The organism is Streptococcus sp. 20925_1_22 (genome assembly GCF_041431685.1).
Lineage (GTDB): Bacteria > Bacillota > Bacilli > Lactobacillales > Streptococcaceae > Streptococcus.
This window is the reverse complement of record NZ_JAPVYE010000008.1, coordinates 1-14725: the sequence shown is the minus strand read 5'-3', so window position 1 is coordinate 14725 and position 14725 is coordinate 1. Positions and strand designations below refer to the sequence as shown.

The window sequence follows — 14725 nt, the reverse complement described above, 5'->3', positions numbered from 1 at the left end:
AAGAAAAATGGATATAAAAGCAGAAGTAATTGAAATTATTGAAGAACTATTTATGGAAGATGTGTCAGACATGATGGACGAGGATTTGTTTGACGCTGGTGTCCTAGACAGTATGGGAACGGTCGAGCTGATTGTTGAGCTGGAAAACCGTTTTGATATCCGCGTGCCAGTATCAGAGTTTGGCCGCGATGACTGGAACACAGCCAATAAAATCGTTGAAGGTGTAACGGAGCTTCGCAATGCTTAAACGACTCTGGTTGATTCTGGGGCCGGTTTTCTGCGCTATGGCCATGGTTGCCCTGCTCTTTTTCTTCTATCCGCTTGATAAAAAGCATAATATAGAAGCAGAGAAGCGCTCGGCAGTGACCTTGACAGCAGAAAACTTCAAGAGCCGTAGCAAGAAGGTGACAGCCTTGACCGATAAGAAGATGCGCTTTGTGCCCTTTTTTGGCTCTAGCGAATGGCTGCGCTTTGATAGCATGCATCCGGCAGTGCTGGCTGAGAAATACGACCGCTCCTATCGGCCTTATTTTCTAGGCCAGCGCGGGGCAGCATCATTTAATCAGTATTTTGGTATGCAGCAGATGTCTTCTGAGTTGGAGGGACAAACGGCGGTCTATGTGGTGTCGCCCCAGTGGTTTACCAAGACTGGCTATGATGCTTCGGCCTTTCAGCAGTACTTCAACAGCGATCAGCTGACGGCTTATCTGTCTCAACAGCAAGGAGATGCGGCGGCGCAATATGCAGCCCAGCGCCTCCTGCAGCTCTATCCAGATGTCGCTATGGCAGAGAGCGTGCAGAAGCTGTCTGAAGGTAAAAAGCTGAGCAGCTTTGAAGAGCGTCATATTGAGATGATGGCTCATCTTAATGAGCGCCAAGATGCTTTTTTCAGCAACTTTGCTGCCCTTAATAATGAAAATTATGACCAGCGAATTTTGCCTTATATGGCTGATTTGCCAGACACCTTCTCCTATCAGGCTTTGGAAGAGATTGCTATAGCAGAGGCCAAGAAGAAGACCAATAACAACCAATTCGGTATAGACAATCAATTTTACAAGACCCGTCTGGCCGGCAAGGTTGCCAAGCTCAGAGGTTTTCAAACCAAGCAATCTTATGAAAAATCCCCTGAGTACAACGACTTGCAGCTGGTTCTGGATCAGTTCGCCAAGTCAAAGACCAATGCCATCTTCATCATTCCACCGGTCAATTCTAAGTGGATGGAGTATACAGGACTCAGTCCTGAAATGTACCAGCGGACGGTTGCCAAGATTCGCTACCAGCTGGAAAGCCAGGGTTTTACCAACATTGCTGACTTTTCTAAGGACGGCGATAAGCCCTACTTCATGCAGGATACTATTCACATGGGCTGGAATGGCTGGCTGGCCTTTGACAAGGCGGTTGATCCTTTTGTAGCCAATCCACAGCCGGCGCCAAACTACCAGATTAATGACCGTTTCTTCACTAAGGAATGGTCTCAGTATACTGGCAAACCAGAAGAATTCAAATAGGGTTGGGACTTTCCAGCCTTATTTTTATAAAGGAGGAAAGATGAAGATTCGTTTGTCCCAAACAGAAGATATCCCAGCCATTATGGCGATTTATGATGTAGCCCGTCAGTTTATGAAAGACCAGGGCAATCCGACTCAGTGGGATGGAGGCTATCCTAGCGCGGGTTTGATTGAGGATGACATCGCGGCTGGCCACTCTTTTGTTGTCGAGGAAGGAGGGCAGCTGGTCGGCACCTTTGCTTTTATCATTGGAGAAGACCCGACCTATCAGGTCATCGAAAAGGGAGCCTGGCATTTTGCGGAGCTTTACGGCACCATTCACCGCATCGCTTCGAACGGACAAGTCAGAGGTCTATCCCGTCAGGTCTTTGATTTTTGCTGCCAGCAGATTCCCTATTTGCGAATCGATACCCATGCGGACAATCAAGCTATGCAGGCTGCTGTTTTGAACTACGGCTTTAGGGAGTGTGGCATTATTTATGTGGCAGACGGCAGTCCTCGCCTGGCTTATGATTATCATCAATAAAAAAATCTGCCCTTGAGCAGATTTTTTACGTTATAGTAAAACATACTTTTCGACAGCTTCCGCAACTCCGTGCTCATTGTTACTTTTGGTCACGGCTTTTGCCTTGGTTTTAACTGCTTCAGGGGCATTGCCCATAGCGACTCCAAGTCCAGCCAGTCGCAGCATTGGAAGGTCATTGAAGTTGTCTCCGATTGTCATGACCTGCTCTAGAGGCACTTGGTAGTGCTGGGCAATTTCGTACAAGGCTTGCTCCTTGGAGACATGCTTGGCCGTGACTTCCATGTAGTTGTCCTTAGAGAGGTAGAAGGCTGTCTTGGGGAAGTCTAAGGTCTGTAGGTAGTCATGGAGTTTCTGGATGATAGGCGCTTGGTCAATCAGAAGTAGCTTGTGGACGGGCATTAGAACGTCCAGCACTGGCATTAGTACATTCTGAATCATCGGCTGCTCCCCTGTAATAGCAGCCTCTATCTGTACCCACTTATCCAAACGATCGGCAATCCAATCCTTACCGGAATAGAGATTGATGGACACGCTAGGAAATTCAGTCTTGACCAGCTCTAGAAAAGTTCGGATTTCTTTCTTGTACAGAGGGTGCTCAATAATGGTCTCGTAAGCTTGTGGGTCGCCCTTGATGACTAGAGCGCCATTGTAGCAAGCCAGTGGATTATCTCCCAGTCCTAGGTCGCGTGCAATGGGCTCCATGCCTAGAGGAGAGCGAGCAGAAGCCAGAACGAAAGGGATTTTTTCTCGGTTTAGCAGGGGAATCATGTCCTTGAGTTTAGAATCTACTTGATGCTGGTCGTCCAAAATGGTACCGTCAATGTCGCTGATAATCAGACGAATCGCCTGGTTTGTCATAGCTCTTCCTCCTTTGTATCGAATGAATTGATTTAATAAATGATCTGAACCTTGTCTCCAAGCAATTTTTGGACTTCTGGGCTGGGCTCTTGGTCCGTAATCCAGTAGTCAAAGTTGCTGACAGGACCCAGGATGTACTTAGACTCTTTCTGCCATTTGTCTTGCTCGGCCAGCAGAATCTTAGTCTTGGCGTGCTTCAAAGCCAGTCTTTTCAGGTGAGCATCAGCCTCGTCTTCAAAGCTGACCAGACCATCAGAGACGCTGGCTGCCCCGATAAAGGCAATGTCAAAGGAAATCTGCTCCAGCAGCTCTGCTTCATTGAGCGCGTAGTAGAATCGGTTTTTGGGATAAAATTTTCCGCCTAAGAGGTGAAAGTCCACTTTGTCCTGACTGCTCAGCATGATTGCATTATCCAGAGAATGGGAATAGATTGTCATAGGCTCCTTGATGCGCTGAGCCAGATGGAGAACGATGGTTGAGACATCAAAGAAAGCAATCTGCTCCGGCTTGAGAAAGTCATGAGCCTTCTGAGCAATAGCCTTTTTTTCTTGACTTAGTTGGTTGATGCGGTCGTTAAAGGAGGGGATTTGCCGGCTAGTATCCAGCGGGATAATACCTCCGTGGGTGCGCTGCACAAGCCTACGCTCGCTTAAAATTGAAAAATCTCGCCGAATAGTATCTTTAGAAACCTGAAAATGCTCAATCATATCCTTGGCTGACAGCTGTTTTTTCTCAGCTAAGAGCTCTAAGATTTCAGTTAAGCGTTGTTCTTGATACATGCTTGTCCCTCCTTGCTTTTCTAAATAGAGTATAACATAGCAAATAAGTTTTTACAAGTCTTTTTAATGTTTTACAAGTTTTTTGAAATGCACAGGAGAAAATCAAAAAACCGAGCGACACTCGGTTTTTATGAATTATAATAATCGAAAGGCTTTTTTCAATTAAGGTGTTTGGATATTGACAGATCCATCGCTGCCGACCTTAACATCAACGCCGCCGCCTTGAACATGAACGCCATCTTCATTTACGCTAACACCAGCGTTGTCAGTTTGTACATTAGCACTACCGTCTCCGTTAGTTTCAACAGAAGCATCGCCGCTTTCGTCATCGCCATTTACATTAACGCTGGTATCACCACCGTTTACGTTGACTTTGGCACTGCCGCTTTCTTCAGATGTGCTGCTAGAGCTTGTTTTAGCTTTAGATGAAGAAGATACGCTTGAGCTGGAACTTGAGCTTTCTTCAGTCTTCTTATCTGCAGAATTTCCGCAAGCTGCCAAAAAGAAAAGTGCAATTAGTGGTAATAAAAATAAAGAAATTTTAGATAATTTTTTCATCTTACCCCTCCTTCTAGTATAATATTAAACAAATATTTCATTTGAAGCAATGAAAAACCGGATTGATACATAAATAACATACTCTGTTAATAAAAATGTTACAAAATATATGCAATGCAATTAGACAATAAATAGATTTTATAAGCTTTTCTACGATTTTCCGCTTATTTAGTGTGTAATTGTTTTGTAATATAATTCTTGTCCATGAGAAGGAGAAAAATAACATTTTTGCAACATTTCTTTTCCTCTGTAAATGGAGAAATCATGCTATAATCAACCTATGTTATCAAGAGATTTTCAGAAACTAATCGAGACAGACACAGTTGCAGCAGCGCGAGCTTTGCTAGGTATGCAACTGATTCTAAATGGTCAGAAGCTAGGCCGGATTGTCGAAACAGAAGCCTATCTAGGAAGTCAGGATAGTGCCTGTCATTCGGCTGGAGGGCGCCGTTCCCCTAAGAATGAATCCATGTATCTGCCAGCTGGTCACTGGTATATCTATCAGATTCATGGTCATCAGATGCTGAATCTGGTGACTAAGGCTGAAAATGTGGCCGAAGCCATACTGATTCGAGCCTTGGAGCTACAGGATGGCCGCCTTTTAGCTAACGGCCCTGGCAAGTTAACCAAGTATGCTGGGATTGACAAGCGCTTTGATGGACAAAGTTTAGCGACCTCCAGTCTGCAATTAGCCTATGACCTGACTCCCAATCAGATTGCTAGCCGTCCGCGGATTGGCGTGACCTGCACAGATGCCTGGCGGGAGGAGCCCTTGGGCTTTTATGTGGCCAGCAATCGTCATGTCTCAAAAATGTCCAAGCGAGACCTGCTGGATGATGAGGCCACCTGGAAGAAGGAGTAAAAGATGAAGAAAACAGAGATTTTTGACCAAGTCGTAGAAATTATGCGAGAGGATTCCTCTACAAAGAAAGACATCACAGGTGCAAAGCCCGAAGAATATCGAGCGCGTATCACAGACCAAATGAACCAAGAAGACTTTCTTTACCAGATGCATTGTTATATAGCCAGTTTTGGGATTTTGTCCCATGTTTGGTTTGGACTTAAGGAAACGCAATCGCCCGGCTTTAAAGTGAGATACTACCAAGACTGCCTCTACGTCCTGCAGGCAAATAGCGATACAGAGCTGAAACGTGGAGACCAGATTCTAGCCTTGGATGGGAAACCTTTGCCCCAGGTTTATCAAGAGCACAAGGATTATTTTGTCAGTTCCACACCAGAGCGACAGCACAAGGAGTGGGCTTACTTTGTGGGGCATGCAGGAGAAGTTACGGTGGTACGCAATGGCAAGGAGGAGCAACTGCATGTTCAGCCGACCGCTCACCCAAAGAAGCCACCGCAGTTTGAATGGCGCAATCTTTCTGAGGACATCGTCTATCTTAAGTTAGAAGATTTTACGGATGAGGCAGCAATCACTCAGCTATATGCTGACAGTCAAGCAGCTATTGAGCAGGCCAAGTATTTAATCATTGATGTTCGAGTCAATTATGGCGGGACGGACTCGCTTTATTATCCACTTTTCAAATATACTCTCCCTCAGGGAAAGGCCTTCAGTGACTTAGATTTGCCAAGCGATGATGGGATGGAGATTCTCTATACTGATAGAAATGTTGATTTGCGCCAGCAACTGATGCAAAATATCCTAGAAGATCCAAACTTATCAGCAGAAACTCACCAGATTCTCAAAGAATTTCTAAAAGAGTTGGAAGAGAATCGGGGAAAAGGTTATGTCCTTTATGGCGATGAGGACAGTGATCAGAATATTCTGCCAGACGCCCTAGGCCTAGCTCGACCTGAAAAAGTCTTTGTACTAGCAGATGTTACCTGTGGGTCTTCAGGTGATAATTTTGTTGATACCATGAAAAAGATGCCCAAGGTTACGGTCCTAGGGCGTCCGACTATGGGCATTCTAGATTATTCCAATTGCTGCGTGAAGGATTTTGGTGACTATGAGCTCTTATTTCCCACCTCACGTGACACTAGAATTGATCAAGGAAAGGGCATGAATGACAAGGGAGTTGAACCAGATATCTTGATTCCTTGGACACCAGAGCACTTAGAGCGGGATGTGGACCTGGAAGAGTGTCTCAACTATTGCAAAAACGCTTAGGATTTCTAAGCGTTTTTCGTCTTTATTATATCTTGTCAAACTTCTCAATGTAAAAGAGAGTTAGCGTCACAATGGCAGCCAAGCCAATGAGAATGAGGATGGCTGGAGTCCAGGAATGGAATAAATCAAAGCTGTATCCAAAGAGGCTAGGTCCAAAGGCGGCCAGAATATAACCACCAGTCTGGGCTAAGCCAGATAGCTGAGCGGTTTGCTCAGGAGTACTGGTTTTGAGCGAGAAAGTGACCATGAGGTAGGGGAAGAGGGCGCTGACGGACATACCGATTAGCAGATTGAGGATGAGCCAGTAGACAAAGGAATCTGTCTTGACCAGCAGCATGCCCAGACCAACCATACCAGTTGCAGAAAAGAGAGCTATCATCCCCAAGCGTTTTTTAGCGGATAGACGCGTTGTCAGACTAGGTATCGTCATAGCCAAAGGAAGGCTGATAATTGAAAAGATAGAGGCTAAGAATCCAGTAGCATCATCAGAAAGTCCAGCCAATTGTCCAAGAGTCGGCAGCCAAGTGATAGCTGTATAAAAGAGTAAAGATTGCAGGCCACCAAAAATAATCAGAGCCCATACTCTAGGATTTTTTAGCAGGGAGCCCATTTGCTGCTCGCGATTTTTACTAGTCAGTTTGTGATTGTGCCGGCTGTTGGGCAGCCAGATTAAGCAGGCCAGTAAGCAGATGAGGGTCAGGACGAGAATCAAGCCTTTCCAGCCAGCTAAGCGGACAATAGGTGCAGCCAAGGGAGACATGATTGAGATAGCTAGTCCCATAGAAGTGATATAAAGCGTGGTTAGAAATCCAATTTTCTCTGGCTGATTAGCCTGAATGACATTGGGCAGGAGCACATTTAAGACAGCGATGGCAGCCCCTAGCATGATTGTACCTGCGTAGAGTAGAGGCAGGTTAAAGATACGAATAAAAGAGCCCAGAGTCAGCACAATCATGGCTATGGTAAAGAGCTTTTCCAGGCCGACCTTTTGAGCCAGGCGTGGGGAAAAGGCTGAACAGAGGGCAAACATGATTAAGGGCAGGCTAGTCAGCAGTCCCAGAGAGTTGAAGGGAACTTGCAGTCCCTTAGCAATATCTCCCAGCACAACAGGTAGCACTGCAAAAGGCGCCCGTAGGACAACCCCCACCATCAGAATACCTGGAAGCAAAAATGTCGAATGTTGCTTTTTCATAAAGTTAAGTTTCCTCCTATATAAGTATCAAAATAAAATCAGTCCATCAAATCCAGAAAATACTGGCTGATAACTGTTTCTGGCAATGTTTTCTTCTGCTGGAGCCACCAGCTGACCGTCTCCACAAAGGTAGAAGTCACATAATTTCTTAGAAAGGGCTCTGGCAGCTGAGATTTTTTCTGCAGGAGCTGCTCCTGAATCATCGGAAAGAGATAGTTTTCCAGCTCAATCTTTAAGCGGTTGGTGAAATAGATATTTTTCGAAAGCAGCAAGGTTGCAATCTTGTCCTGATTCTTTTGGAAATGCTTAAAAATATGGGCGGTTGCTTCAAAGAGATCCTTGCCGTCGTCGCGCTCAAGAAAGGTATGCTGAAAGAGGTCTTGGCAAACCTCCTCTAGCAAGGCTTCCTTAGTATCGAAATGGGCATAAAAAGTCGACCGGCCAACGTCTGCCAGGTCGATGATTTCTTGCACTGTAATGCTTTCATAACTTTTTTGATGCAGCAGGCTGATAAAAGCTTGGTAAATAGCTGCGCGTGATTTCTTGACTCGTCTGTCCATAGCATTTCGGAACAAAAGAGCAGGATTGTTCAGTAACGGACAAAGCCCCTCAATTGCTTCTTGTTTCCTTTCTGAGAATAAGGGATAATAAAGATGAAGAAAACTGAACAAGGTGTTCCGTTTTGATTACATTATACTATAAATTTAGCCAAACTGAAAGGAGGCTGCCGTGAAATCTAGTAAAAATATGACTATTGCTTTTCTATTAAACTTTTCCTTTGCCATTCTTGAGTTTATCTTTGGCTTCATGTTCAATTCCAGCGCTGTACTAGCCGATGCTGTGCACGACACAGGAGACGCGATGGCCATCGGACTTTCCACCCTTTTTGAAAAAATTTCTAATAAAAAAGAAGACAAGAAATACACTCTGGGCTACAAGCGCTACAGCCTTTTAGGAGCCCTGCTGACCTCTGTCATCTTACTAGTCGGCTCGACCTTGGTGATTATCGAAAATGTACCCAAGGTCTTTGAGCCTGAAAAGGTCAATTATGACGGCATGTTGGTGCTAGGTATCTTTGCCATTATAGTCAATCTAGCAGCCAGCAAGGTGGTCGGCCATGGTCATGGACACAGTCACAATGAGTCCATTCTCAGTCTCCATTTTTTAGAGGATATTCTGGGTTGGGTAGCTGTTATTCTGGTCTCTATCGTGTTGCGCTTTACCGACTGGTATTTTCTTGACCCGCTGCTCTCCCTGCTTATTGCGGGCTTCATCCTCAGCAAGGCCCTGCCTAAATTCTGGGAAAACATCAAAATCTTTCTGGATCACATCCCTAGCGATATCGATTTGAGCCAGCTTTATCAGGAAATCCTAGCCGTTGAAAACGTTCAGGCTATTACTCAGCTCAATGTCTGGACCACAGACGGTTTGGAAAAATTTGCCATGATCCATATCTGTCTTGAAAACCCAGAGCTGCTGGCTGAGACCCAAACTATTCTGCGTCAAGAATTGCAAGCCTATGGCATCACCAAAATCACTATCCAGACGGATAGCAGCTTGGAAGAGCATGAAGAGTGGTGTTTAGGTGGGGAGAGTGATTTAAAACCTCATATTTAAATAGTACTACTGTAAACATATCTCTGCAGTCCGATATTTCGGGCTGTTTTTCGTTATACAGTCTAATTTCCATCACTCAACTGGTTCTTTTTTTACAATTTTCTTCTTATTTAATATGTCTTTTTCCCTTTCTGAAAATTCTAGCCTTTTTGATTTTGTGGTTTTTCTATAAAAAATAGACAAGCTGAGTACATTGTGCATTTTTAGATAGGTTTTACATCTAATAAAATGCAAATGCATTGACAATGCTTTTTCTTTAGCATATACTATTGGGTAGGAAGAAACAGGCAAAGCTTGCTAAGCCTTGTCCTGAAGCGCCTTTCCTAAGCATATCGACTACCGATTAGAAGAGGACAGATGCTGTCACACTGTCCATCTGAAGGTTGAAAAAGAAGCAGTAAAGGGGAAATTTCCTCAAAAAAATTTGCTTTTTTTATCCTCGAAGTAAAAAAAACGCTTTAAAAAAGTGTCAAAAAGCTTGATATAACAAGGTTTTGTCAAAATTAAACATTTTTTTAAATGCAGTCATTTTTTTCGAGGCAAACCTGTTGACAAGATGTCAATTATGTCATATACTGGGATAGGTAAATGTTTTTTAAAGCAAATAAAGCTTTTGTTCCTAGCATTTCCTACCACAATATGCATATCGGTAAAAAGAAAAACCATAAGATAAGAATTCTTATCTTATGGCAATGGCTGCTTGATGATTCGGGTTAAACCAACTTCACACACACACGGTTTAACCTGCATCTAAAAGCATGAGAAATTTTTGCAAGAGAACTTGCTTTGTATAGTATTTAAGAACGCAAGAACAAATGTTTTTGGCATCTGCTTTTTTGCGCCCCTTTTGACAAATCTAAAACGCCCTTGTCAATCCTAGGATTGGTTTAAGGACTGTTTACTAGGTTTATCAAATGGAGATACTGCTCAAAGCATCTAACTTAAAACATTAAGTTTGGTTCTATTGGTAAATTTTCCATGTACTAGCCTAACTTAAAAAGCTTAAAGAAACCTTAAAGAAAACTTTAAGCGAGGGAGATTTTTTTAAGAAAGCTGTTATCTATTAACGCATAGAAAGAATTGAAGGATTTTTACAAAAAAATCACAGACAGGAGAAACAAATGGCACTAATCGCTATATTGGTTCAATTCAATCTGATAACGGCAGCTCAAAAAGAAGAAATTCTTCAAGATATGCCACAATCAAACATGCAGTTAGAGAGATATCTAATCAGCAAGGGCTATGTGACAGAAGAAGATATGCTGAAAGTCATGAGTTACTATTATCGTGTACCTCATGTCAATCTATCACAGTTTGTGATAGAAAAGGAAGCTGTCGAGAAGGTTTCAGAAAAAGTTGCTAAACGTCATGGATTGATTCCGATTGCCTTCACCGATGGAGAAACGGATGAAGAACCGAAATTAATAGTTGCAATGGCAGACCCAAGCAACTATATCGCCCTAGACGATGTTAAAATCGTCTCTAAGATGGCGGTAGAACCTTATGTAACTTTTCGGGATGATATTGAGAAGTATATCGATCAATACTATTCCAAAGGAGAAGAAGCCCAACAGGCAGCGACCGAAATCGAAGGTTTTAATGTGGATGAAGAGATCGTCGAAGAAGATCTAGAAATCAAAAACGCTCCGGTTGTACGTTTGATTGACTCGATTATCAGTCAGGCAATCAAGACGCGGACCAGCGATATCCATATTGAGCCCTTTGAAAAAGTTGTTCGTGTTCGTTTCCGGGTTGACGGGACTTTGGTGGAAAACATGCAGTTGAAAGCCAATGCTCACTCAGCCATTGCGACACGGATTAAGATCATGAGTGGTCTGGACATCGCCGAGCGGCGGATTCCTCAGGATGGACGGATTGAAACAACCATCGACGGCAAAGAAGTCGATATGCGGGTTTCAGTCTTGCCTACTGTATTCGGTGAAAAAATCGTTATTCGGATTTTGAGCCGGAATGCAACTCTCCTCAGTAAAGAGGAGTTGGGATTCTCGCCAACCAATCAGAAGCTCTTTGAAGATATTCTTAAGGCGCCAGAAGGCATTATCTTGCTGACTGGTCCTACAGGAAGCGGAAAGACAACCACTCTTTACACAGCGCTCCGTGAGCTCAATGATGTAGGAAAAAATATCATCACCGTTGAAGATCCGGTTGAGTACCGATTGGAAGGGGTCAACCAAGTTCAGGTAAATAATAAAGCTGGACTGACCTTCGCGAGTGGTTTGAGAAGTATCCTGCGTCAGGACCCGGACATCGTTCTCTTGGGGGAAATTCGGGACGAAGAGACAGCTAGTATCGCGGTTCGGGCCGCTATCACTGGTCACGTCGTTCTCTCGACTATCCACACCAATGACACAGCTAGTACAGTCAACCGTTTGGTCGATATGGGCATCAAGCCTTATCTGGTCTCAACGGCGACTGTCGGTATTATCGCACAGCGCTTGATTAAGCGTATCTGTCCCAAGTGTAAGACTGAGTACACTGTAGAAACAAATGAACATGCAGGTATCGGTATTCACAAGGGAGACACCTTGTATCGCGGACGCGGCTGCAACTACTGCAGTGGTACGGGATACTATGGACGTATCGCTATCCACGAAATCATGGCGGTGACAAGGGAGATTAAGTCACTAATTAATGATGGTGGAACAACGTCACAGCTTCGAGCAGAAGCTAAGAAAAATGGTATGCGAGACTTGGCGGAGGAGGCCATTGATATCGCAAAACAGGGGACTACAACGATTGAAGAAGCAATGAAGATTGCCTTCAGTCTAGAAGGGGAAGTTTAGGATGAATTTGGATGAGTTAATTAAGCAGGCGATTGAAGCGGGTGCGTCAGATATCCACTTCACGGTTGGCGCTGAGCCAAGCATGCGTCTGCACGGGAGGTTAACACAACTCAACAATACAATTTTGACCAACGAAGACACGGTTCGCTTCACCAAGCACATTTTAAATGAGAAGCAGATTGCTCATCTTTTAGAAGTCGGTGAAGTGGACTGTGCCTACGAGGTCGACAATGGCTATCGCTTGCGGGTCAATATCTTTAAGCAGAAAAACAACTGCGGGATTGCCTTGCGGGTCATTCCCAAGGATATTCCATCTATGGAATCTCTGGGATTGCCACCAGTTATCAAAAAGCTAGCTGAGAAACGCCGGGGTCTGATATTGGTTACCGGACCAACAGGAAGCGGAAAGTCAACGACCCTGGCAACCATGATCAACTACATGAACAGCTTGCGGGACGAGCACATCATCACGATTGAAGATCCGATCGAGTACATGCACACGCATAATAAGTGCTTGGTCAACCAGCGTGAGCTGGGAGCGGATACGCAGAGCTTCGGCAATGCCCTCCGCGGTGCACTTCGTCAGGACCCGGATGTCATCCTAGTCGGTGAGATGCGGGATAAGGAAACGATTGAAATCGCCCTGCGTGCGGCGGAAACAGGTCACTTAGTCCTGTCAACCCTCCACACGGTCGGTGCCGTAAACACCATGGACCGGATTATCGACGTATTTCCAGCCGAGCAGCAGGAGCAGATTCGTGTGCAGCTTTCCGCCGTTATGGAAGGGGTTGTATCGCAGCAGCTTATGCGTACAGCGACCGGCAAAGGTCGTGTAGCTGCCTTTGAAATCATGCTGGGAACACCCGCTATTCGCAACCTCATTCGCGAAGGGAAGACCCACCAGCTGCTAACGCCAATCCAAACGGGGGCTCAGCTAGGCATGATTACCATGGACACTTCGCTCATGGGACTCTATCGTCGCAATGTTATCGATCAGAGAACACTGCTGTCCTACTCAGTGGACCGCGCTCAAGTTGAAAAATCCCTAGGAATAGTGGGGTACTAGAGCATGACAATATATGTTTGTAAATACTTAGACACTCGGCAAGGGGTTGTCACACTAGAGGTAGATGCTCCTAACCGGACAGACGCCGTTAATCGGATCCGTCTCAAAGGTAAGCCGATTAGTGTCGAAGAAAAGGTCATGGGCTCTAAGGAAATCACCCTTTTCCAAAGCAAGAAGATCAAGCTCAAGGATATATCACTCTTCTGTAAGCAGATGTCGGTTATGTTAAACTCGGGTATCCCGCTCAACAATGCAGTAGATATCTTAGAGCAGCAGACAGATGCCAAAAACCTAAAGGCTAGCCTTAAGGTTATCAGTAAAGGCCTGAAGGAAGGGAATCAGCTGTCCAAGTCTCTGATCGAGCAAAACGGTCTCTTTCCTGACCTTTTAATCCGTATGGTGCAGGCTGGTGAAAAGACTGGTAAGCTGGACGAGGTACTGGAAAGAATGTCTGAGCACTATAATAAGGAGCTCAAGACCAGTCGCCAGATTCGCGGAGCTATGATCTATCCAGCGGTCCTTGCCTTTCTGGCAGTAGCTGCCACCTTGGTCTTGCTCTATGTCGTTATCCCTAACTTCTCGGGAATCTTTGAGCAGAGTGGCGTTGCTTTGCCTTTGCCGACACGTATCGTCTTGGCAGCTAGTAACTTCGTTCAATCTTACTGGTATATCCTCTTTGGAGGGGTTGGGCTTCTAGTCTTCCTATTCCTGCGTTATCGCAGTACAGAGGCAGGCCGCTATCAGCTGGACCAGCTCAAGCTCAAGATGCCAGTCGTCAAAGGACCGATGCAGAAGATTGTCACTGCTCGTTTCGCCAGCACCTTGGCTACTCTTACCAGTGCGGGTATCCCTCTGGTAGAGGCTATTGATTCAGCTGCCGCAACGACCAATAACGCTGTTGTTATTGACAAGCTGAGAATTGCCAATGAAGGTCTGCAAAAAGGGGAACGTCTGACGGGTATGCTGACCTCGACAGGTCTCTTCCCGCCTATGATGCTCTCGATGGTAAAGATCGGTGAGGAGTCTGGGTCTCTGGAGTCCATGCTCAATAAAACATCGGATTTTTATGAAGAAGAGCTGGAGGCAGCTATCAAGCAGTTACTCTCACTCTTGGAACCAGCCATGATCATCGTCATGGGGGTCATCATCGGGGGAATTGTTGCCTCTGTTATGTTGCCAATGTTTGAAATTGCTAATGCTGTTCAACAGGGCGCTGAAGCAAATCAATAACAGATTATTTACAGAAAAAGTTAGGATTCGCAGAGTAATTGCTCTGCACAAAAAGTTAGGAAAATCGTTCTGATGCTGGGAGTTTGTGGGGTCTCCCAGCTAGGAACAAAACAAATGCCTCTGTGGGCGAATATATTAAAATTTATGAAAAAGAAATAGGAGAACTATTCAAATGTTAAACAAATTGCAAAAGTTCCGTCAGGACTTGAAGAAAAAAGGTAAAGGTTTTACCTTGGTTGAGTTGATTGTCGTAATCATCATCATTGCTGTTTTGGCAGCAGTAGCTATCCCGGCTATCACAGGATTCCAAGACAGTGCGCGTAAGAGCCGTATCGAAACAGAACACCGTCAGTTGGTATCAGCTATTCAGTCTTATCTAGGTTCTCAAGTAGATCCTGAGACTGCTACAGCTCCGACACTTAATGATTTGAAGCCTTATATCTCTAAGAGCTCACAAGG

The 14725-nt window shown here is 44.8% G+C and carries 15 protein-coding genes; 10 read left to right on the top strand and 5 right to left on the bottom strand.

The window, feature by feature from the left end; all coding sequences use genetic code 11:
* Window positions 1-7 precede the first annotated feature (7 nt).
* The 3 genes from dltC to O3621_RS10235 are packed head-to-tail and all read left to right on the top strand — an operon-like array spanning window position 8 to window position 2034.
* Window positions 8-247: a D-alanine--poly(phosphoribitol) ligase subunit DltC gene (gene dltC, locus O3621_RS10245; protein WP_002894204.1), complete on the top strand. Its 240-nt coding sequence runs from the start codon at window positions 8-10 to the stop codon at window positions 245-247.
* Window positions 240-1508: a D-alanyl-lipoteichoic acid biosynthesis protein DltD gene (gene dltD, locus O3621_RS10240; RefSeq protein WP_314448087.1), complete on the top strand. Its 1269-nt coding sequence runs from the start codon at window positions 240-242 to the stop codon at window positions 1506-1508. Before dltC ends, dltD begins: the two co-directional genes overlap by 8 nt.
* Before the next feature lie 40 nt (window positions 1509-1548).
* The gene (locus O3621_RS10235; protein ID WP_371514141.1) at window positions 1549-2034 is read left to right on the top strand and encodes an N-acetyltransferase; all 486 of its coding nucleotides are present in this window, start codon (window positions 1549-1551) and stop codon (window positions 2032-2034) included.
* 30 nt (window positions 2035-2064) lie between these two features.
* On the opposite strand, the gene O3621_RS10230 is transcribed toward O3621_RS10235, so the two are convergent.
* From O3621_RS10230 to O3621_RS10220, 3 genes are all read right to left on the bottom strand, one after another.
* Window positions 2065-2892: a Cof-type HAD-IIB family hydrolase gene (locus O3621_RS10230; RefSeq protein WP_371514140.1), complete on the bottom strand. Its 828-nt coding sequence runs from the start codon at window positions 2890-2892 to the stop codon at window positions 2065-2067.
* Window positions 2893-2924: 32 nt separating this feature from the next.
* On the bottom strand, window positions 2925-3671 hold the full coding sequence (locus O3621_RS10225) for a DeoR/GlpR family DNA-binding transcription regulator (RefSeq protein ID WP_371514139.1): 747 nt from the start codon (window positions 3669-3671) through the stop codon (window positions 2925-2927).
* Between the two features lie 162 nt (window positions 3672-3833).
* Entirely contained in the window at window positions 3834-4229 is a 396-nt protein-coding gene (locus O3621_RS10220) for a hypothetical protein (protein WP_002907568.1), read from the bottom strand.
* Between the two features lie 280 nt (window positions 4230-4509).
* Between O3621_RS10220 and O3621_RS10215 the strand changes: the two genes are divergently transcribed.
* Both O3621_RS10215 and O3621_RS10210 read left to right on the top strand, forming a co-directional pair.
* Entirely contained in the window at window positions 4510-5091 is a 582-nt protein-coding gene (locus tag O3621_RS10215; RefSeq protein ID WP_314448082.1) for a DNA-3-methyladenine glycosylase, read from the top strand.
* 3 nt (window positions 5092-5094) lie between these two features.
* The gene (locus tag O3621_RS10210) at window positions 5095-6357 is read left to right on the top strand and encodes a S41 family peptidase (RefSeq protein ID WP_371514138.1); all 1263 of its coding nucleotides are present in this window, start codon (window positions 5095-5097) and stop codon (window positions 6355-6357) included.
* A gap of 25 nt (window positions 6358-6382) precedes the next feature.
* Here the strand turns inward: O3621_RS10210 and O3621_RS10205 are convergent, their stop codons facing one another.
* On the bottom strand, window positions 6383-7549 hold the full coding sequence (locus tag O3621_RS10205) for an MFS transporter (protein WP_314448078.1): 1167 nt from the start codon (window positions 7547-7549) through the stop codon (window positions 6383-6385).
* Window positions 7550-7587: 38 nt separating this feature from the next.
* The gene (locus O3621_RS10200; RefSeq protein WP_002910979.1) at window positions 7588-8109 is read right to left on the bottom strand and encodes a TetR/AcrR family transcriptional regulator; all 522 of its coding nucleotides are present in this window, start codon (window positions 8107-8109) and stop codon (window positions 7588-7590) included.
* A gap of 169 nt (window positions 8110-8278) precedes the next feature.
* On the opposite strand from O3621_RS10200, the gene O3621_RS10195 reads away from it, so the two are divergent.
* The 5 genes from O3621_RS10195 to O3621_RS10175 form a co-directional block, all read left to right on the top strand.
* The gene (locus tag O3621_RS10195; protein WP_314448076.1) at window positions 8279-9166 is read left to right on the top strand and encodes a cation diffusion facilitator family transporter; all 888 of its coding nucleotides are present in this window, start codon (window positions 8279-8281) and stop codon (window positions 9164-9166) included.
* Window positions 9167-10287: 1121 nt separating this feature from the next.
* Window positions 10288-11970, top strand: a complete 1683-nt coding sequence (locus tag O3621_RS10190; protein ID WP_002907555.1) for a GspE/PulE family protein — start codon at window positions 10288-10290, stop codon at window positions 11968-11970.
* Between the two features lies 1 nt (window position 11971).
* Entirely contained in the window at window positions 11972-13036 is a 1065-nt protein-coding gene (locus O3621_RS10185; RefSeq protein ID WP_011837691.1) for a type IV pilus twitching motility protein PilT, read from the top strand.
* 3 nt (window positions 13037-13039) lie between these two features.
* Complete coding sequence (locus O3621_RS10180; protein WP_125434465.1) at window positions 13040-14266, top strand: type II secretion system F family protein; 1227 nt, start codon at window positions 13040-13042, stop codon at window positions 14264-14266.
* 172 nt (window positions 14267-14438) lie between these two features.
* Window positions 14439-14725 (top strand): prepilin-type N-terminal cleavage/methylation domain-containing protein (locus O3621_RS10175; protein WP_371514137.1); only part of this gene is annotated, 287 nt, incomplete at its 3' end.